14 protein-coding genes and 4 pseudogenes are annotated in these 19,494 nt (G+C 52.6%); 10 read left to right on the forward strand and 8 right to left on the reverse strand.

Features of this window, described 5'->3' with window-relative positions; genetic code table 11:
* Positions 1-11: 11 nt before the first annotated feature.
* The 10 genes and pseudogenes from IEQ42_RS20215 (at position 12) to IEQ42_RS20255 (ending at position 9,871) form a co-directional block, all read left to right on the forward strand.
* Entirely contained in the window at positions 12-1,949 is a 1,938-nt protein-coding gene (locus IEQ42_RS20215) for an acyltransferase family protein (protein ID WP_210704891.1), read from the forward strand.
* 381 nt (positions 1,950-2,330) lie between these two features.
* Positions 2,331-2,708: pseudogene (locus IEQ42_RS20220) on the forward strand (site-specific integrase); the annotation flags it as partial.
* A 336-nt stretch (positions 2,709-3,044) separates the two neighbouring features.
* Positions 3,045-4,500, forward strand: a pseudogene (locus IEQ42_RS20225) (tyrosine-type recombinase/integrase).
* A 93-nt stretch (positions 4,501-4,593) separates the two neighbouring features.
* Positions 4,594-4,778, forward strand: a pseudogene (locus IEQ42_RS27355) (LysR family transcriptional regulator); the annotation flags it as partial.
* Between the two features lie 79 nt (positions 4,779-4,857).
* Positions 4,858-5,758, forward strand: a pseudogene (locus IEQ42_RS20235) (bifunctional 5,10-methylenetetrahydrofolate dehydrogenase/5,10-methenyltetrahydrofolate cyclohydrolase).
* 564 nt (positions 5,759-6,322) lie between these two features.
* A complete protein-coding gene (locus IEQ42_RS20240) occupies positions 6,323-6,619 on the forward strand; it encodes an ArsR/SmtB family transcription factor (RefSeq protein WP_099168544.1) in 297 nt (98 codons plus the stop codon).
* A gap of 55 nt (positions 6,620-6,674) precedes the next feature.
* Positions 6,675-7,685 (forward strand): zinc-dependent alcohol dehydrogenase family protein, encoded by a 1,011-nt coding sequence (locus tag IEQ42_RS20245; RefSeq protein WP_138763338.1) that lies wholly within the window; start codon positions 6,675-6,677, stop codon positions 7,683-7,685.
* A 206-nt stretch (positions 7,686-7,891) separates the two neighbouring features.
* Positions 7,892-8,755: a PAS domain-containing protein gene (locus IEQ42_RS27480; protein ID WP_414704705.1), complete on the forward strand. Its 864-nt coding sequence runs from the start codon at positions 7,892-7,894 to the stop codon at positions 8,753-8,755.
* A 41-nt stretch (positions 8,756-8,796) separates the two neighbouring features.
* A complete protein-coding gene (locus IEQ42_RS27795) occupies positions 8,797-9,204 on the forward strand; it encodes a methyl-accepting chemotaxis protein (protein WP_414704706.1) in 408 nt (135 codons plus the stop codon).
* Between the two features lie 214 nt (positions 9,205-9,418).
* Positions 9,419-9,871 (forward strand): PAS domain-containing protein, encoded by a 453-nt coding sequence (locus IEQ42_RS20255; protein ID WP_210704893.1) that lies wholly within the window; start codon positions 9,419-9,421, stop codon positions 9,869-9,871.
* Positions 9,872-10,015: 144 nt separating this feature from the next.
* Here IEQ42_RS20255 and tnpC read toward each other — a convergent pair whose 3' ends face one another.
* The 8 genes from tnpC to IEQ42_RS20295 all read right to left on the reverse strand — a co-directional run bounded on the left by tnpC (position 10,016) and on the right by IEQ42_RS20295 (position 19,069).
* Positions 10,016-11,584: an IS66 family transposase gene (tnpC, locus tag IEQ42_RS20260; RefSeq protein ID WP_210704894.1), complete on the reverse strand. Its 1,569-nt coding sequence runs from the start codon at positions 11,582-11,584 to the stop codon at positions 10,016-10,018.
* A gap of 62 nt (positions 11,585-11,646) precedes the next feature.
* Positions 11,647-11,982 carry an IS66 family insertion sequence element accessory protein TnpB gene (tnpB, locus tag IEQ42_RS27370; RefSeq protein WP_074874357.1) on the reverse strand — a complete coding sequence of 112 codons (336 nt, stop codon included), beginning with the start codon at positions 11,980-11,982 and terminating at the stop codon, positions 11,647-11,649.
* Positions 11,979-12,302, reverse strand: a complete 324-nt coding sequence (gene tnpA, locus IEQ42_RS20270; RefSeq protein ID WP_210704895.1) for an IS66-like element accessory protein TnpA — start codon at positions 12,300-12,302, stop codon at positions 11,979-11,981. The genes tnpB and tnpA overlap by 4 nt, the downstream gene beginning before the upstream one ends.
* Positions 12,303-12,946: 644 nt before the next feature.
* Positions 12,947-13,516, reverse strand: a complete 570-nt coding sequence (locus IEQ42_RS20275; RefSeq protein ID WP_210704896.1) for a hypothetical protein — start codon at positions 13,514-13,516, stop codon at positions 12,947-12,949.
* A 959-nt stretch (positions 13,517-14,475) separates the two neighbouring features.
* Positions 14,476-15,309, reverse strand: coding sequence for a hypothetical protein (locus IEQ42_RS20280; RefSeq protein ID WP_210704898.1), 834 nt, complete (start codon positions 15,307-15,309; stop codon positions 14,476-14,478).
* Positions 15,309-17,000 (reverse strand): hypothetical protein, encoded by a 1,692-nt coding sequence (locus IEQ42_RS20285; protein ID WP_210704899.1) that lies wholly within the window; start codon positions 16,998-17,000, stop codon positions 15,309-15,311. Before IEQ42_RS20285 ends, IEQ42_RS20280 begins: the two co-directional genes overlap by 1 nt.
* A gap of 17 nt (positions 17,001-17,017) precedes the next feature.
* Complete coding sequence (locus IEQ42_RS20290) at positions 17,018-18,547, reverse strand: OmpA family protein (protein WP_138763344.1); 1,530 nt, start codon at positions 18,545-18,547, stop codon at positions 17,018-17,020.
* 153 nt (positions 18,548-18,700) lie between these two features.
* Entirely contained in the window at positions 18,701-19,069 is a 369-nt protein-coding gene (locus tag IEQ42_RS20295) for a hypothetical protein (protein WP_210704901.1), read from the reverse strand.
* Positions 19,070-19,494 lie beyond the last annotated feature (425 nt).

Consider the following 19,494-nt stretch of genomic DNA (forward strand, 5'->3'; position numbering starts at 1 on the left):
AAAGGGAATTAATGAGCAGCAAAAGCTTGATCTATCGTCCAGACATTGACGGACTGAGGGCCTTGGCCGTTTTGGCCGTGGTTATCTTCCACTTTAATAAGCAGTGGCTGCCCGGTGGTTTTGTGGGGGTGGATATTTTCTTCGTGATCTCCGGTTTTCTGATTACCGGGATCGTTCACCGTCAGGCCGCCAAAAAAGAGTTCTCATTCACAGAGTTCTACAGCCGCCGCATTCGTCGCATCTTGCCTGCTGCCTTCGCTGTGACCCTTGCCACCCTGCTGTTCGGCACGCTGTTCATGCTGCCCAGTGATGTGCAAGCTCTTTCTAAATCCGCGATAGCCTCCGTGCTGTCTGTTGCCAACATCTATTTCTGGCTGTTCCTGGATACCAATTATTTCGCCGCCTCATCCGACACCGTGCCGTTACTGCATATGTGGTCGCTGGGCGTCGAAGAGCAGTTCTACCTTATCTGGCCGGGGCTTATGCTCTTGTCCTACAAACTTGGTGGACGAAAACTGCTACTGAGCGTTGCCAGCGTACTGGCCATCACCTCATTTATCGTCGGCGAATACTTCATCACTCGCGACCACTCCTTCGCCTATTACATGTTGCCGTCCCGTGCGGGCGAGTTGTTGTTCGGTGGGATGCTGTTTCTAATAATTGATCGCCTACAGCGCTCCCCGCCACGCTGGGTAGCTGAGGCCACTGGTCTAACAGGGCTGGCACTCATTGCCTGGTCGTTGGCGTTTTTGAGCGAAACAGGCGGCTTCCCCGGGTTGCGCTCGATCATCCCGACATTGGGTGCAGGCCTCATGATCGCATCTGGCAACTTCGGCGGGGGGGTTGTGACTCGATCCCTTTCCGTGCGTCCGGTGGTGGCCATCGGCCTGGTATCGTTCTCGCTGTACCTTTGGCACTGGCCGGTCCTGGCGTTCTATCGTTATGCCTACGGAGACCTGGAGCTAACCGGGACATTGATCTGCGCTGCCCTGCTTGTCATGTTCACCCTGCTGTCCTATTTCTGCGTTGAAAAACCGTTTCGCTTTCAGACCAGCAGCTTTAAAAACAAGGCACTACCTTCCGCTATTGCAGTATCGATACTTGGTTTTTCTGCGCTCTCCATCACCCAAGGTGGGATTATCAGCTCAATATCACCAGACAATTACGCTCAGAAAATCAAAGAAAATACAGAACTTACAAACAATGCATTGAGCCTGCCATATGTTTGCCAATCAAACTTCAAGCCGGAATTTTTCGACAGCGAAAAATGTTTGATTGGCACAAGAGATGACAGCCCGAGCGTATTGGTGTTTGGCGACTCAAATGCCGCGCACTACGTGGGTTACTTGGACGTAATCTCAAAACAACAAGGAATTTCAGCGCGCAATGTTGAACACCACGCATGCGTACCATTTGAAGGGATCGTCAGCCAAAAGTACATCAACCCCGGCTACTATGATTCATGCGAAAAATACAACACAGAAGTGAGAAAAAGGCTATCCGATTACAACACAATAATTGTTGGTGCTTCATGGGGAAGCTACGCTCAAAGAAATTCTGACTTTTACAGCGACTTCGACACCATGTTGAAAGGATTAGCGGCAACAAACAAAAAAATTATTGTTGCTCTAAAAGCCCCAACCTTTCCTGCCTACGATGGGCAATGCAAGAACAAAGCCTTGAAAATCCCAAACATCGACTGTGAAAAAAGAAGCTCGTACGACTTCAAAGGTGAAAGCAGGGAGAATAAGCACATCATTACCGAGGCAAAAAAATACTCTAACGTCTCCACTCTCGCAGTGACTGACATCATCTGCAAAAACAAAAGATGTTCAGCGTATGTCGAGGGAATCCCCGCCTATTTTGACGGAGGTCACTTGAGCGCAGCTGGCTCGATAAAAATGGGTGAAATTCGCGCCACTCAAGGTCTGGGGGGACCAACTCTTTAACCCCCTTCTTAATTATCGTCAAATTAGACTAATCGCATCAACTCAACTGGGTAGCTGGGTTGGTGCGGATAGGCTCTTCAGTGCGCTTCTTACAAGTGCACACTCCAACGCAAACGCGAATGATCTGTTTTCTGCATCGGCAGGCAAAACGGCAGCAGCAACATTAGAGATATTCCGGCCTTGCGCGTCGTAATTACTCTTCCCTAAAGGCCTGAGCAGTGCGCGACTAATCTTGGCAAACCCCTGCTTAACGAGCATGGTAAGTTTGTCGAAAACATCCTCATGCGTTTCCGCAAGAAACTTGCCTTGGTTGCGCAGGCTGGTTTGCTGGCACGCGTCCATTTCCCTGGATACGATCATCTGCCGAGGGTCAGGCGCAGCGCTGATGACGCGGCGTGGATCCGGTTCAAAGTGACCGAGGAACTCCAGGCCGTTATCGGCCGGTGCCGGGATGACATCGTGTCGCCTTACCTGATCCATCGCCGGACAGACCGTAAAAAGCAGAAGCAGACGCAGACGAAGGACCACCGGACACAGGTCGAAGAGCGATATTTAACGCGAGCCTTCAAGGAGGCGCCGAAAGTGGCGGGTTGTTACAAGGGATGGGAGGAAGAGGAAATGCCAGGCTTCCATGAAGTGCGGGCGCTGTCGCTGCACCTGTACCAGAAAGCCGGAAAGGACGGTTAGAAGATCGCCGGCCACGCTAACGAGACCATGACGAAGAACTACCACAAGAACGATGACGAAATCGTCGGGTAGGAGGCAATTCCAGACCTGAGCGTCAGCGAAATCACCGGGTAGTTTTACGCAAGTTTTGCGCGGGTTTTGCGCAGGCACAAAAAAGCCGATCTGATTGATCGGCTTAAGTGTCTGATTTTACTCAGTAAATATGGTCGGGACGGAGTGATTCGAACACTCGACCCCTAGCACCCCATCTCCTTTTTCATACTTCTTGAAAGCTTCCAAAATTTTACTCTGGATTTTTCTAAGCTAGTATTTACTTGAGCTCCAGCGGTGTTCTGCTCTACGAGAGTCCAGTAACGTCCATCAAGAGCCGACGTTTTTGTGGGGGTAAAAGTAGGGGGAGTCCATTCCATGGCCAAAATCACCATCAAAGAACTCGAGTCGCTGACCGTCAATGATGCCGGCCGGATCCTCCGCGAGGATGGTAATCTCGCCGGTCGAATCTCAGTCCGCAAGGACGGCGTGTCAGTCAGCTTTTTCTATCGTTATCGCTGGGGCGAGCAGAACAAAGAGTACGCCTGCGGAACCTGGCCGCGCAAATCCCTGACGGACATCCGCAAGGCACGCAACCAAGCCCGGGCGCTCATCGATGAGCAAATCAATCCTAACGAGCAAAAGAAGACCGCCAAGACACAGGCATACGCCGCGGCTGATATAGAGGCCAAACAGGTAAAGACGTCGAAGGCGCAAACACTGACCGTCCAGGATCTGGCCAAGGCCTGGCTGTTGGATGGCGTCGCGCGTAAAGACGGCAATGCCGAGTTGCAACGACGCTTTAACAAGGACCTTTTGCCAGCACTCGGCAAGACCGTAGTGAGCAGCGTCTCCGAACACGATGTTCGGGCGCTGATCCGAGCAGTGGTCAACCGCGGTGCTCACCGGCAAGCCATCAGTTTCTTCGCCGACCTCACTCAGATGTTCAGCTGGGCCAGAAAGCGTCAACCTTGGCGGGCGTTGCTGGTTGAGGGTAATCCGACGGAACTGGTCGACATCTCCCCCTTGATCCCTGCCGACTACGAAGCCGAAAGAAGCCGCATCCTTTCCCCAACTGAGCTGTTGGAACTGCACAACCGTTTCCAGCAAATGACCGCCGATTACGGCGCCCTCCCCGCGGGCCAAAAATACGACGGCATTCGTCCGCTAAAGAAGGAAACGCAGCTCGCGCTCTGGATTAGCCTGGGCACGCTGTGCCGAATTGGTGAATTGCTGCAGGCCGAATGGAAAAATGTCGATCTGGACCAGCAAACCTGGTTCCTCCCCAGCGAAAACGTCAAAGGCACCCGCGGCAAGAAACAGGACCACCATATCTTCCTCTCCTCCTTCGCCTTGCATTTCTTTCAGGAACTCAAGACCCTGACGGGAGACTCCCTGTGGTGCTTTCCGAACAAGCAGGATGATGGGCACGTGGACGTGAAGGTGGTGAGCAAACAGGTGGGCGATCGCCAAGCCCGGTTCAAAAACCGCAAGGCCCTCTCCAGACGGCATCACGACGACACCCTGGTCCTGGCCGACGGCCAGAACGGTGACTGGACGCCGCATGACCTGCGCCGCACGGGCGCGACCATGATGCAGGCTTTGGGTGTCAGCCTGGACGTCATCGATCGCTGCCAAAACCATGTGCTGGCCCGGCTCTCGGGTGAGACGCCATTACTTGCACCACGACTATGCCGCCGAGAAGAAAAACGCCTGGAACCTGTTGGGCGACCGACTCAGTGCTGTTTTGTCCTCAACCTACGAGCACCCACCGACCGAGTCGATGATTTCTTTTCCAGCGTACGCCGCAACTGGATCCCTACCGCCGTCATAAGTAGACAGATTTAGTACTGCGTACTCATAGCGTCGTAAAGATCGCCAAGCGTTTTCTTCAGGTCGATTCCGGCCCGACTTGAGGGGTAGAAATCCACCGGGGTGCTCGATCAGTACGCTGCGCAATAACACCGATACCCCAGCCCAAGATCTTCAGGATAGTGCGATCAACCCGCAGTCGGATTGCTGCCTCACCTTCAAGCGGATTTTTTTCCACAACGCCTGTTTCACCATCGCTACGTCTGCCTGTGCCGCAAGAGCCATCCTGCCACCCTGGAGTAGTTGACGCTGGAGCGCTTTTTCAGCTATGACCATGTTCATGTTGTCGCGGCGAATAACCGCTAATGGGTAGGACGAAATGACCACTACACAACCTTTGGAAAACGCGCTCAACGCAGAGGCCTCCATAATCGATGGAAAGGCGGTTGCCGAAATCTTGCGCAAGAATGTTGCCGTCGGTGAAGCGCGGCAGAGCCCCCGGGCTGGCTGTCGTACTAGTCGGGAGCGATCCTGCCAGCCAAGTTTACGTGAAGACCAAAATGAAGAAGGCGCTTGAGTCCGGCATTGACTCTTTCCCTCATCTGCTCGAAAGCGATACGTCCGAAGCAGACCTGCTCAGGCTAATCGACAAGCTGAACAATGACAGCTATGTGCATGGGATATTGGTGCAGCTTCCGCTGCCCGCCCACATCGATGAATCGAAGGTTATCGCGGCCATAAATCCCGCCAAGGATGTCGACGGTTTCCATCCGATCAATGTGGGTCTGCTGGGCCAGGGGAAAGCCAAACTGATTCCCTGCACTCCTCTGGGATGCCTGATGATGTTGAAGGATCAAATCGGTGACCTTAGCGGCAAAAAAGCGGTAATTGTCGGCAGGCCCAACATCGTCCGAAAGCCAATGGCGAATTTGCTCTTACAGGAAAACTGCACAGTCACGATTGTGCATTCCCGAACGCGAGATCTCATCGCTGAATGTCGTCAGGCCGACATCCTGGTGGTAGCGATTGGGCGGGCGGAGTTTATTGATGCAAGGGCGATCAAGCCGGGTGCAGTGGTCATTGACGTTGGCATCAACAGAGTCGAGAAAAACGGAGTTTCGGTTTTAGTCGGTGATGTCGATTTCGACTCTGCCAAGGACATCGCGGCGGCCATGACTCCAGTTCCTGGCGGCGTTGGTCCTATGACCGTTGCTTGTTTGATGAGAAATACTCTGACAGCTGCAGAGGCGATTGAGAGTAATACTGCTGCACAGTTTTGATCACGGGCAGATCACCGCCAACAAGGCTCAGCCGAACACAAAACTTGCTCAGTTACTGACCATTGCATTGCACACCCTGTATTCCGTAGTGTTCGGGCCAATATCCACAGGTGTATCCCCGTTTTTTGTGGATAGCTTTGAGGCGAATATGAACACTCCTAAGAAACGCAGAGCAGAACTACCGATACACGGAGAGTTTCCGTCGGCGTTATGTGGACAAGCTGATGGATAAGCTGTCGATGATTCGTAACCGAGGAACTCCTCAGATACACAAAGTGCCAAAGCGCGAGGTCGACAGATTGGAAAGCCTCGGAATTTTGGCGTTGTAAAAACTTACGTCGGGAGGCCTGTTCTAACGGGCTGGTTTGGAGCCTGCCTTCTAACTCACCTCGATTTGCGTTAAGACGATGACAACACGCCGAGCGGGGTAGTCCAAGCAGTCATTCAATGCGTCTATAAACGTAGGGTCGATTCAGCTGGATGCGTTTTTTTGATTTCAAACCCTTCCGAAGGGTAATAGATTACTTATTGAGCATTTCGTAAAAAAGCGTAACATTCCCAACCATGATACTCGAACAGCTCAAAGCCTTGGGCAATGACACTCGCATGCTAATGATGGAGTGGCTCAAAGACCCACTCAGTAATTTCCCACCTCAGGATCACGGCGATCCTGCGATAGGAGTGTGCGTAACCCACTTGCAGCACAAGGCCGGGCTTTCACCTTCTACCGCGTCTGCACATTTAGCTATCTTGCAACGTGCAGGCTTCGTGCTAACCACCCGTATCGGTAAGTGGACTTACTACCGGCGCAATGAGCAGGCTATTGATGACTTTGCGGCTAGGCTGATCATCGAATTGTAATTTTTAAATTTTCATTTCGTTATTTCGCGTAATTAGAAAACATAAGGAAACCCCTATGAGCAGCAAAACTATCTTCGTCCAACCCGGTGGCGGCTATGAAAAGGTTTTGGTTGGCAGCAGCGAAGTCCGAGCCGCAGCGCGTGGCGAAATCACCGTACGCCTCCACGCCAACTCGCTCAACTACCACGACTTCGCGGTGGTCAGCGGTATGTGGGGCCCTAGCGAAAAACGCATCCCCATGGCCGATGGTGCAGGTGAAGTCATTGCTGTCGGCCCAGATGTCACTGAATTCAAGGTGGGTGACTCGGTCGTCAGCACCTTCTTCCCGGAGTGGATCGACGGTGTGCCACTGGTTGAAGGCTTTGTCAGCGTGCCAGGCGATGGCATTGACGGCTACGCTCGTGAGCAAGTGACGGCCAAAGCCACATCGTTCACCCTCGCGCCTACTGCCTACAGCCATGCTGAAGCGTCGACGCTTACCACCGCAGGCCTTACTGCATGGCGCGCCCTGATGGCCGATGACTCACTCAAACCGGGCGACACCGTGCTCGTCCAAGGCACTGGTGGCGTTTCAATTTTCGCCCTGCAGTTCGCTAAAATGGCCGGTGCTACCGTCATTGCTACCTCTTCAAGCGACGAAAAACTTGAACGTCTGAAAGCGCTAGGCGCTGATCATGTAATCAATTACCGCAAAGACCTTAACTGGGGCGAAACTGCACGCGCTCTAACGGGTGGCCGTGGTGTTGACCACATCATCGAAGTCGGCGGCCCTGCGACGCTTGAACAATCGATGATTGCAATTCGGGTTGCTGGTCACATTTCCATCATCGGGATATTGAGTGGCGTAAGCGGTGCAATGAATTTTGTACCGGCACTGATCAAGCAAGTGCGTCTGCAGGGTGTATTGGTGGGTAGCCGCAGCCAGCAGCAAGACATGATCCGAGCCATCAATGCTAATGGCATGCGCCCGATTATTGATCGTCATTTCCCATTGAGCGAGATTGTCGAAGCGTTCAAGTATCAGGAAACCAACCAGCATTTCGGCAAAATCTGTCTGGATATCTGAACGCGCATGAGTGGGCATGAGCAGACCTTAAGTTTCGCCATGTGATTAGCCCTTCAACGGCTTGCCAAGGTACATCAACCGGGCTTTCTCCCGGCCCACCCACTTCGCAGTAAGACTAAACGGCATAGCGTGTTCTACACGTCGGGCGACCTCAATATGCTGCCGGCCATGCCGATAGACTTGTCATGATCCAAAAGGGATTTCCCGTGTTCAATACCAAAATCAAGAAACAGCTTCAGTCTCAGACAGCCGAGCTATCGGAGCTGCGCCAACTACGCGATGGGCTGAACCGTGAAATGCTAACGTTGAGTATCGATTCGACGTTTAAAATTATCTCATTCAACGAAAATTTTGCAGAGGCTTTGGGCTACCCCCAGGATCGGCTCCTAGGTCGTGCCATGGCCGATATTGTTCCGCAGTACGTAGCCAAGCTTCCGTGCTTTCACAACTTTCGAGCAGCTGTCGCCGCAGGCAACTCCATCACTGACGAGTACAGGTACTTGCATGCTGACGGTTCATTGGTGTGGCTTCATGCACATTGGCAGCCTATAGCGGATGCGACTGGCCGGTTGAGTCATATCACGTGCTATGCGACGAACATTACCTCTCGAGTGGAAAAAGCATCGGAAAACGCCTCCTTCATTGACGCACTGCTTCGTTCGACGGTGGTGATCGAGTTCGATCTCACCGGGCAGGTTCTCATGGCTAATGAGCAATTTTTAAAATCGATGGGCTACAGTTTGAGCCAAGCTAAAGGCAGTCACCATCGTATTTTCTGCAAGCCAGAGGAAGTCTCATCCCAAAAATACAAAGACTTTTGGTCAACTTTGAACAAGGGAGAGTTTGTTGCAGGTCGATTTGAACGTATTGACAGTCGTGGTCAAACCGTATGGCTGGAAGCGACGTACAATCCGGTTTATGACACCGAAGGAGCACTCTGCAAAGTCGTTAAATTTGCAGCGGTAGTCACCGATCAAATTGCCCGTGAGCAAGAGATCAGTAAAGCCGCTCAAACTGCATTTGAAATTTCCCAGCAGACGGATGTTAGTGCTCAGCGGGGGCACTCGTAGTCAACGACACTATGCATACCATGAGTAAAATTGCTGTTGATATGCAGACTGCCTCTGGCGGGGTCGAAGCGCTCGGTAAGCAGTCATTGTTGATCAGCTCCATCATTCAGACGATTAGTAGTATTGCCCAACAAACCAACTTGTTGGCATTGAATGCTGCGATTGAAGCTGCTCGCGCAGGTGAGCAGGGTCGAGGCTTTGCGGTCGTGGCTGATGAAGTTCGACAATTGGCTGGGCGCACCAGCACTGCTACTGAAGAAATCGCATCGGTTGTCTTGCAGAACCAGAAGCTGGTGGATGAGACCGTAGCCGAGATGGCAAACAGCAAGTTTCAAGCAGAGCAAGGCCTTGAACTTGCCACGCAGGCAGGCCAGGTAATTGTTGAGATTCAGGATGGCGCCAAGAGAGTAGTCGACGCGGTCGGCAGGTTTGCGACTCAGGTGGCTTAGAAAACGCAGTCACGCTACGGCAGCGTTTCCGATAGCCCGAATGATCGTTTTGAGAAAATGTGTAGTGGTTCTCTCACCGGCTCGGGCATTAGTCCTGAGACTGTTGGGGCTGATTGAAAATATCACCCAACACAGCAGGGGTATGATTTTCTAGAACATGCCCAGACGCGTTAAGTTGCTTTAAGATGATATGTCAATCACTGGGGCTCTGAAAATGATCAACGCAGAACTGCTGAAACTGGTGGTTGAAGCATCCAACGATGGCATCGTGGTAGCAGAGCAGGAAGGCGACGAAAACATCCTGATCTATGCCAACCCAGCCTTTCAGCGCCTGACGGGGTACAGCGTTGACGACATCCTGTACCAGGACTGCCGTTTCCTGCAGGGTGATGACTGCGACCAAGCCGGCTTGACAGTAATCCGCGAGGCGATAAGGAACCTTCTCCCCTGCCGACAAGTCGTTCACAACTATCGCAAGGACGGCAGCGCCTTCTGGAACGAGCTTTCGATTACCCCGGTATTCAATGACAACGATCAACTCACCTACTTCATCGGTATCCAGAAGGACGTCAGCGTAGAAGTTGAGGCTAAGGAGCGAGTGCGTGAACTGGAAGGCGAAGTCGCACAGCTGAAGATACAACTGGCTCAATTGCAAACTAAAGCTTAAATATATGCGCACTTCAGAGCGCGTGTAGCGTTGCCATTAGCTCTTCGGGTAGGTAGTGGCTAGGCCTATTTTTCCTGGGGACGCACAAGCAACCCGCCCACCTCGCCCTGCATCGTATGCGTCCGGGCATCACGTCTTGCGTGATTAAACCGGCTGCCACTTATGCGGAAGCAGCTGCTCGATTTCACTCGCCCGCTGCGTCGGTAGACGCGTGAGAACATCCTTTAGATAGGCGTACGGATCATGGCCATTCAGCCGCGCAGACTGGATCAAGCTCATGATCGCCGCCGCCCTTTTTCCGCTGCGTAGCGATCCGGCGAAGAGCCAGTTCTTGCGTCCAAGGGCCCATGGTCGGATCTGGTTTTCCGCCCAATTATTATCAATAGGTACGGCCCCGTCATTGAGGTAGCGCGACAGCGCGGCCCAGCGTTTGAGGCTGTAATCAAATGCTCTGCTGATGGCTGAACCTTCGGGCACAAGATCACGCTGGGCGATCATCCAGGCATGCAGCCTATCCATCACTGGCGCGGCTTTTTCTTGCCGTATTCGGCGCCGTAATTCCGACTCCAGGTCACGTACTTCGCTCTCGATTTCGTACAACAACTGGATGTAACGCAGGGCCTGCTCGGCGAGCTGGCTCTTGTTGGTGGTATGCAATTCGAAAAACTTGCGCCGAGCGTGGGCCATGCAGCTGATCTCGGTCACGCCGATCTCGAAGCTGGCCTTGTAACCGCCAAAATCGTCGCAGACCAACTTGCCTTTCCAGCCTTGCAGGAAGTTGCGAGCATGCTCACCGGCGCGGCTGGGGCTGAAGTCGTAGACGACAGCGGCTGTTTCGCAGAACTGGCTGGTGGCGTAAGCCCAAACATAAGAGCGGTGGGTTTTCTTCGTGCCCGGAGCGAGCATCTGTACGGGTGTTTCATCCGCGTGCACGACCTGCTGCCCGATCACTACGTCACGCAGGGCATCGACCAGTGGCTGCAGCTGCACGCCCGTAACGCCGACCCATTGAGCCAAAGTGGAGCGTGGAATTGACAAGCCAGCTCGACCAAAAATCGATTCCTGACGGTAAAGCGGAAGATGATCAGCGAACTTCGCGATCATGACGTGCGCAAGTAATCCGGCAGTCGGGATGCCCTTGTCGATAACTTGCGCAGGTACCGGCGCCTGGATCAGCGTTTCGCAGTCATCGCAAACCCACTTGCCACGAACATGGCGCTCAACGGTGAACACGCCCGGCGTGTAGTCCAGCTTTTCGCTGACATCTTCACCGATGCGCTTCAGTGCGCAGCCGCATAGGCAGTGAGTGTTGTCCGGTTCGTGATGGATCAACGTGCGCGGGAATTCTGCCGGCAATGCCGTGCGCTTGGGCTTTTGCTTTTTCTCGGTCGCCGCTGGTGCTATTTGCAACGCCTGAAGCTCGGCCTCAATCGCCGCAATATCGGTATCGATCAGGTCATCCAGCAGGCTGGCCTGCTGAGGATTCATCTGCTCGCTACGCTTGGCAAACTTCAAACGCTTGAGCTGTGCGATCTCGTGGGTCAGCTTTTCGATCACCGTTTGATCGCGGTTGATCTTCTTGCCCATGGTTTCGACCGTTCTGCCCATGGTCTCTACCGTCTTGCCCATGGTCTCCACTTGCGACAGCAACTGCGCAGCGAATGCACGCAGTTGGTCGGGAGTCATTTGATCGAGATTGGGCGAGGAAGTCATGCCGTGGATTTTACCAAAGCAGACCGCCTGCGACAGCAAACCAAGACGCTAATTAAAGTTTTTTAAAGCAGTGTAATTACACCTCCGACGCCAACACGTTGCCAAGAGAGGCCGAGCACCAAGGCCTGAAGTTGCTCAGTATCCAACTGCATTTCGCTGCCTTGTCGAAGGCCTGGCCAGTGAAACTTGCCTTGGTTCAAGCGACGTGCAGCCAGCCAAACGCCGATCCCATCGTGTACCAGCACTTTCATCCGAGTCGCGCGGCGATTGGCAAACAGATAAGCACAGTGCGGCTTCGCCGCACCGAAGACCTCGATCACCCTGGCCAGCGCAGTCTCGGTACCGGCGCGCATATCCATGGGCTCGGTGGCGAGCCAAATGGCGTCGATACGGATCATCGCAACACGTCTCGAAGGAAAGCGGCGCAGGCAGCAGCACTATCGGTCGGCCAGTTCACTTTGACGGTGCCGCGTGGGTGCAGGATCTCAATGCTGATATTCGATGAAGGTGGGTGTGCCCTTATCTGCATGGGCAATGGGATAAATGCTGGTTGAAGCGCTGAGCTTTTGTGCGCGTGCACTCGAATCCATTTGTGGACGAGGTTGGCGTTGAGGCTATGGCTGAGGGCGACGCCGGCAATCGAAGCGCCGGGTTGGGCACACTCTTGAATGACCTGGGCCTTGAAGGATTTGGAATAGGAACGGCGTGTTGGCTGCATGACATACCCGCTTAAAGGGCTAGAACTGGTGCCCACTTAAATTAAGTGCACACCATGTCCAAGCGTTGCGGGGTTGGGTAGATGACTTGGCCGGACGCATACCCTGCATCGTAGGTGCGGGAGTAACATTCACGATGTGCTCGGCAGTCGGCTATGAAGCCGTACGTGCACCGGGCCCTACAAGCCCTGAGCTAGCGAAAATGCAGCCTATCCATGACTGCAGATTGCGCTTTTTGTGGGGATATTGTATCGAAACACGACTCGCCAGATTATTTCCAAGGAGCAGTTAGACCGCCGAAGCGTTTGGAGCCCCCGGAGATATTTTCGTGCCTAGTCCCCTCCTCTGGAGGAGCAAAGACTGGCAGGCATCAACGCTTAACGTGATGCATTCATTTGGCTTGAAACCGCCCGTTAGTGAGTCCGAATTTTCAGACTCAAAGCGAGCTTATCTGGCGCTAAAAACTAAATACCTGCAAAGCTGTCACCTCCACATCGTTTGGAGATCTCGTAGCACGTATGCCACCCAGCACCGTCAAAAATGCAGCGACCCAGATCTGTTTCACCAGCCAGTTCGCCTCTTTGAAACTGTAAATCCAGGAAATCCAACCAGTGACCGATTTTCCAGCATCACTGGTTATGTGCGCTTATTTTTTCAGGTAAGCACTCAGACGCTCTACAGCAAAAGCCTCGAAACCCTCCAGCGCATCGCTGGCAATCTCTTGTTCCTTGCCGTTATATTCAACAACGGGCACGTAAAAGCAGGCATGTTGAATGATGGGGTTGCGACTGGGGGTTTTTGGGTCTTCATAGGGAAAACCACACCCCATGGTCAAGACTTGTAGACGAACAACCTTGAGCTTTTGCCCAACAACCGAGGCTTCGCACATCTCCCAATCGATGTTGCGCTTTTCCAATTCCGCAGCCACTGCCGGGTTCCGCATACGGATGAAATGCTCAGCTTCCATCGCGAAGTTAGCGGGGTTGGCTGGGTCGGGGCAGATACCTGCCACTCGGGTGACCTTGAATTCGCCGCTGCCTTCAAGTTGTGCCGGGAATTTGCTCTTCTGGTTCTCAAACCCAGGGTATGTCGAGGGAAACGGCTCGGTAGGCATTAACTCTTTGACCGTCCTTCCTTGGGGTAATTCAGGTGTAGCAGCCAGAACTGCAGATGCAAGAACGGCGGAGAGTAAGGCGATAATTGTGGTGCGCTTCATGGCCGTGTTCAAAAATAATTCCCTCATGGAAAGTCTGCAATTACATCTTGGTGCGTAATTTTAATCGCCTTTGTCCTAAAGATAACCCCACCTGATCTTCGCTCGGGACTTTTCGGACAATACTGGATTAGCGACTAAGGGGCTCGTTCTAAGATATCTCCCTAGTCGTGAAACTGTAGAGAAAGCTGATGACGAGTACCCTATTAGTCGATGTTGATCATCAGGGAGCTATCGGGGTTGACCGCGCAGTTACACAGGAGAGTGTGGAACCCGACTCTACTATGCGCCGAAGTTCCAAAGTGGAAATCATGGCTTTCGTTACGCTGGTCTAGGTCTACTAATTGTTGCCGGTTAGGAACAACCGTCATGTGACTCCCGCTCCGGAAAAAACCGTGATGAGATCTTTCCTTATCTGGGATCTACCGAATCTTGCGTGTTGTTCCTACCCTTCACGCGACTTACCTCAACAATAAACCTGGGAAATCGGTTTTGAGCGCTGTCATGAACTGTGTCATCTCAACCTACCAAGCTCTCGAAATCGTCTTCTTTTGTCCGTATTTGTAGACCACCAACGTCATTCACGGAAAGCATCAATCAAAGCCAGCGACCTACGTAGAAAGATTGGTATCGATCCCGCGTAGGCCGCCATTGCAATTTCGCTCGTACGCAAGCTTCAGTAACTTATCATATGGATCCGCATCCATCAGGATTGGAATCCGTCAATAGTTCGCGGCCCTTGGCATAGGCTATGCGTTTCGCTCAGCTGTCCATAACTGCAGCTCTGCCGCCATTCCAATTCTGCCGTTGCGGAGGTACCGATCAACGCTAACTTACTAATGATAATGACCTCCGAAAGCAAAACGCCCCGCGAAAGCATAGCCCTCGGGGGGGGGGGCATGGGGAGTGAACATCTCATTAACCGCCATGATGACCATCCATATCAAGTCCTGTTAGGCCTATTAAAGGTCAACGTTCAGCATAGGAGCACCGAAGGACTCAAGCTTCGCATTGGACTTCTCAAAGTAGGATGACCAGAACTCTTTAAGTAGATCCATGGTCTTGCCAGAGCGGTACTTCTGCTTGATGCTGTCGGTCACCAGACCGGCACCGGCAACATATACCCGTGCTCCGCCGAGGTCAGCGAACAAATTCCTGTCTGAAGCCTTCCTGATCTCCTGGGCAACATTGAGATTCTGGATGGCACTATTGGCGTAGAAGGATGCGTAATCACTGTTTTCCAGCATGTCGCTGATCAGAAAAACTACTCGTTCTTTCGCAGCCTGCTTACTCAAATCCGCGCCTACCTCGCGCAGGGCATGCAGGATTTCGCTTTTAGGGTTGTCGTTGTTGGCATCACGCATCCCCTTGACGAACAATCCCCCTACTCCACGAACAAATGATGGCTTCTGCAGCTTCATACAAGTCTCGAGCTGACGAAGTTTGCTCATGCTCATGTCACTACGAACACTGTCGGATGGCGGCACTTCGAGAGTTACATCCGTAACAAGCCGCATGTATTCGCCGGGGACGAAGGCAGAGAAGGTATAGAGCTTGACCTGATCGCCAGGTTGCACGAATCGATCAATTTTCTCCCAGGCCGAGCGCTGAATATCTTCCGGCATCTTGATGGTCTGGTCGACGATAATCACAAGTTGACGCCCGGTCGGTGCCGGCTTGAACTCGGTCAGTTTGGAAGCTTCGTAACAACTTGCCATGTCGTTCCGCTCTGCCGCCATAACGGCGGCAGGCAAAAGCATGGCTGCGATAAAGATATTTCGCAGCATGCTTCTCATCAGGCAGTCACCTCGTTTTTAGCCGGGAATTTACCGACCTTGGCCAGAGTGATTTGGGCCGCCTTGATACGTTTCAGCTCATCGAAAGGAAGGCCGTAGACATCAACCAAATGCTGAATCTCTTCATCATCAACGCCACGAAGGTCATCAAAATCGCCTGGTTTAACCTGTGCAGCCATTACGGGCGCTTTCTGAGGTTCATCAGTATTTGGCGCAGCCTCTGGCAGCTGGGCAACGCGCTCTGGCGCTTCAGCGACCACCTGAGGGGTAACACTGATCTGGGTAGCAGGGCTTTTGTACTCGACATCAATGCTGTCCTTGCGGCGCTGAAGCTCTAGACTATCACGGTGATCATCGAGAGCTTTTTGGTCAGCTTTCGCCTTCTTGTCACGGCGATCTGCCTCGACCTTTACCGCATTCATTTTCAAGAAAGCGTCAAAATCTCGAGTATGGGCGCTGTTCGAGCTTTCTTCGCCAGAGTCCGTAGCCATGTCATAACCAGAGACCTTCTTTTGAAGCAGTCGCAATTTATGGTTAGCGTGACCACGAATTGCCAAGCGCTGACGCTCCATCCAACGAACCATCTCACTGGCCGTTTTAAACTTACTGGTGGTTTCATAGGCATCTTTGGAGGACAAGCCGGCAAAGCCATAAACCATTGCCAACCAGAGTGCAATGAACTGCAAGGCAACATACACAACAGACAGGACACCGAAGGTGACCAGGGAGGCGCGGTGCTCGGCACCCAACTTGTCGTCGAACGACTTGGCGTGACTCTGCTTTTCAGAGTCGGCTGAAGCTGCCGGCAAATCGAATGGACTGTTGGTAGTACTCCCTGTTTGGCTGACCTGGTAGCCTGCAACCATGTCTGTTTCCAGGGCATTGAGCTGTTCAGTCCGCACCCAAAATGCTGCGATGGCCACAAAGATGATGGTGGCAGCGAACAGCGCAATCCAATTGTATTTGGAGGTTACGGTTTCGTTGGTTTTGATACGGCAGAGGATTTTGTTGTAACCCGCTGCCTTATCATCGTCTCGTGTGTTGTCGATAGTGATCGGAGAGATGTCCTTGCCGATCTGACCATCACGCATACCGCTTGAAGTGCCACGCCACCAATGGCGAGCTTTGTTGATCAGCGAGTTATGGTGAATCTGGTGGCCGGCAATGTGGGCAAAAAAACCAGAGATTAGTGCAAGGAACGCCGCCATAAACCAGATCAGATACTGGAGGTCGTTACTCGAGGCATCCCGGTTCATCCAAGGCCCAATGACGTATGCAAAGCCCACCGCTTCGAGCACCAGCAACGCACCCATCAGTGGGAAAACCCACACAGGACTGGTGCGACGACCAAGCTCAGAGACCTTCGACAAGTAATCCTGGCACTTGGCATAGTACGAGGGATCCTTGTCAACCGCGTCATAGTAGTTGAAATACTCTTCGCATAAGGCAATTTCACCACTGCGCCAGCCGTTTTGATCAACTTGGCCGTTGTCATGTTTGATCTGCCGCGCCCAGCGAGAAACCGTACCGATCAAAGGGATGCAGTGCCAGATGCGGCGAATAAAGTAGGAAACCTTATCCCAGTTCATCGCGGCGATCACAATCGCCACCAACATGGAGGTGAGCGACACCGTCACCAATCGGTTTGCCATCATCAATGCCAGCATCGAAGAAGGGGAGAAATCATGCATAGTATTTTCTCTCTGAGTTAGGATGCTTTGATTGGGACGAATTCAGCTACATAGGCCGACTGACCACGAGGGTAGAACACCTGCCCCTTGGTTGCCTGAGGCGAGTTCTTCTCGAAAACAACGTCAATGCAGGAAACGGCGGCGTTTGGATCTTTAGCAAAGACCCGATAGAGCACTTGGGTCTCTCCCTCATAGGTGTTGGCCACACCTTGGATGGATTTCAGGCTTTTGCGATTACCCGAGTCATAGTCCTTGACCACCTCAAGAATCGGCTGGCGGTCGACCGCAGCGTTTTCCTTGAGAATTGAAACAGGGGTGATGGTCAACAGGTTGCCATTGACGCGCTCAGCCCAGACTCGGTTGTTGTAGCCGGCCATGTATTCATACGTCTTGTGGTCGATTAGCGGCTTGTCAGTAGCGAGACTCAATACCTGTCCAGTCTCGCGAGGCGAATCGGCCTCGCAGCTCTGAATCGGAAGTTCGCTGGCGTTTGCAGGAGAAATGATGGCAAATCCACCGGATTTCGGCTTGATGGCTGCAGTCACGCTTTGCCCCTTGGCTGCAGGGACGCCGCCGAAGTTCACTAGCGCATTAATTTCCGTGACTTCTTTGGTCGATGCGACTGGCGCGGAGGCTGTGGTCGTTCCGGGCTTTGCAGGTACTGTCGCCATCTGCGCCTTAGACTTAGTCTTGATCGGCGCCCTCGCAGCAGTCGAAGGACTCTTCTGGGAACCGACGCTGTAGACCGCGTACTTGGCATTGGCAGATTCAGCTTGAACCCGTTTGACGAGTACGGCTTCTGTCTTCATTTCACTAAGTTCAACGCGTCGATTCAAATTGCGACCGTCGATTGTGTCGTTGTCAGCCACGGGGCGTGAGGAGCCCGCACCTTGGTAATAAATTCGATTGGCCTTGACGCCAGCATCCTGCAGTACCTTGCCAACAGCGCGAGCTCGCTGTTCGGACAGTTTCTGATTGAAGGTTGGGCTACCAACTGAGTCGCTGTGACCAATCACCAAAAAGCGCCGCTGGCCATCATCTTTTCCCTCGCCGACTTTAAGCGCGAAAGCCTGCGCAAGCTTCTTGGCCTGGCGGGCGCCTGTAGTGGTCAGCTTTGAAGAACCGGAAGCAAACATGCTTTCGTCCTGAACCAACGCCACCATGCCTGCGTCAGCAACTTCATCGGATCCAGGGACGGCGTCTAGTTTCAAAGCCTGTACTTGAATCCCCATGTTCTCTTCTGTGGCGATCTTGTCCAGCGCTTTCATCTTGGACTCCCAGATCGAGCCAGCATAGCAACCCAGTGCCCCGCCTATCAGCCCCCCGGCAACGCCGCCTGCCAAGCGATGGGTGCTACCACCAAGCTTGGCACCAATGACGGCTCCGCTTACTGCGCCAACGCCACACAGGATCTCCATGCCGTGCTTAGAACCCGCCTCACGCACTGTGCTGCTCACGCTATCGTAGCCGTTACTGATGCTTTGGCACCCACTGAGGGTGGCAATTGCAATCCCCAATACCGTTAGTTGCTTCGTTTTCAAATGCATGTAGCAATTCCTTGTGATAAACACTTATTACAAAATTCACAGTGTTTGAGGCTTTCATCCCACCCAGGCAACACAATTCTCATCCCACGCAATAAGGCGGGTATATGATTTGGGCTAACGATACGGATAAGAGCACTAAAGCTGTGCAAGCTGTTAAACCAGCCGCACCCCGACCTCTCCGCAATAGATTTCAGCAGCCTGCTCGTTTAGTTTAATCTTGGCTCGCAACAGCATGAAAATATCAAGACTGATCAATGCGATGCCTCGAATGATAAAGATTAGTAGTGGCGGAACTGTGGCGGTAGAGAAACAAGAAAACAACTTTGAATATTTGAAGGCTTTGATCAATATTTGTTTATACCAGTAGGTCGCGCAAGCATCTATCAGACCTTGCGATTTGTAGCCCCCGATGATTGTCCGTTCGTTCGACATGTTAAAGCTGGCTAGCATAGCTTTCCTTAGCTCATACTGAATAAATACTGGGATTGCTGCCTTTGAATTAACGAAGCCGGACATATACATGGTTTCACCATCCGTTGGCTATCTACTGCGATTGGTCGCGGGGAATGTACCGTATGGATACGTTCCGACGAACCGAGATTTAAGCACAGACGGTGATGGCTATTCAATATCTCTCGCGTAAGGGACGGCTCTATGCTAGCGATTATCCTGACGACATCAGAGATGCGGAGGGGGATTGGAAACCATCTACTGAGCATCCAGCTCAATAAAGTGTCATGCCCCGCTGGGTCTCACGGCCCGAAGGAGCGATAGTAACAGCCACTTATGTCGCCATCGCAGAGGGGAGCGTGCGATGAAGCTAAGGAAGGTCTGAAGTACCCACCGATTTTTGAGGCCCTCGCTGCTTGAGGTTCAAAAAATCCAAGTCGGCCGAAAAACAGACCCTTCTTGTCTTTAATTCACGGCTCTTTCCTCTGATCGTGCTG

Origin of the sequence: Pseudomonas iridis, from assembly GCF_017980685.1 — a bacterium.
Lineage (GTDB): Bacteria > Pseudomonadota > Gammaproteobacteria > Pseudomonadales > Pseudomonadaceae > Aquipseudomonas > Aquipseudomonas iridis.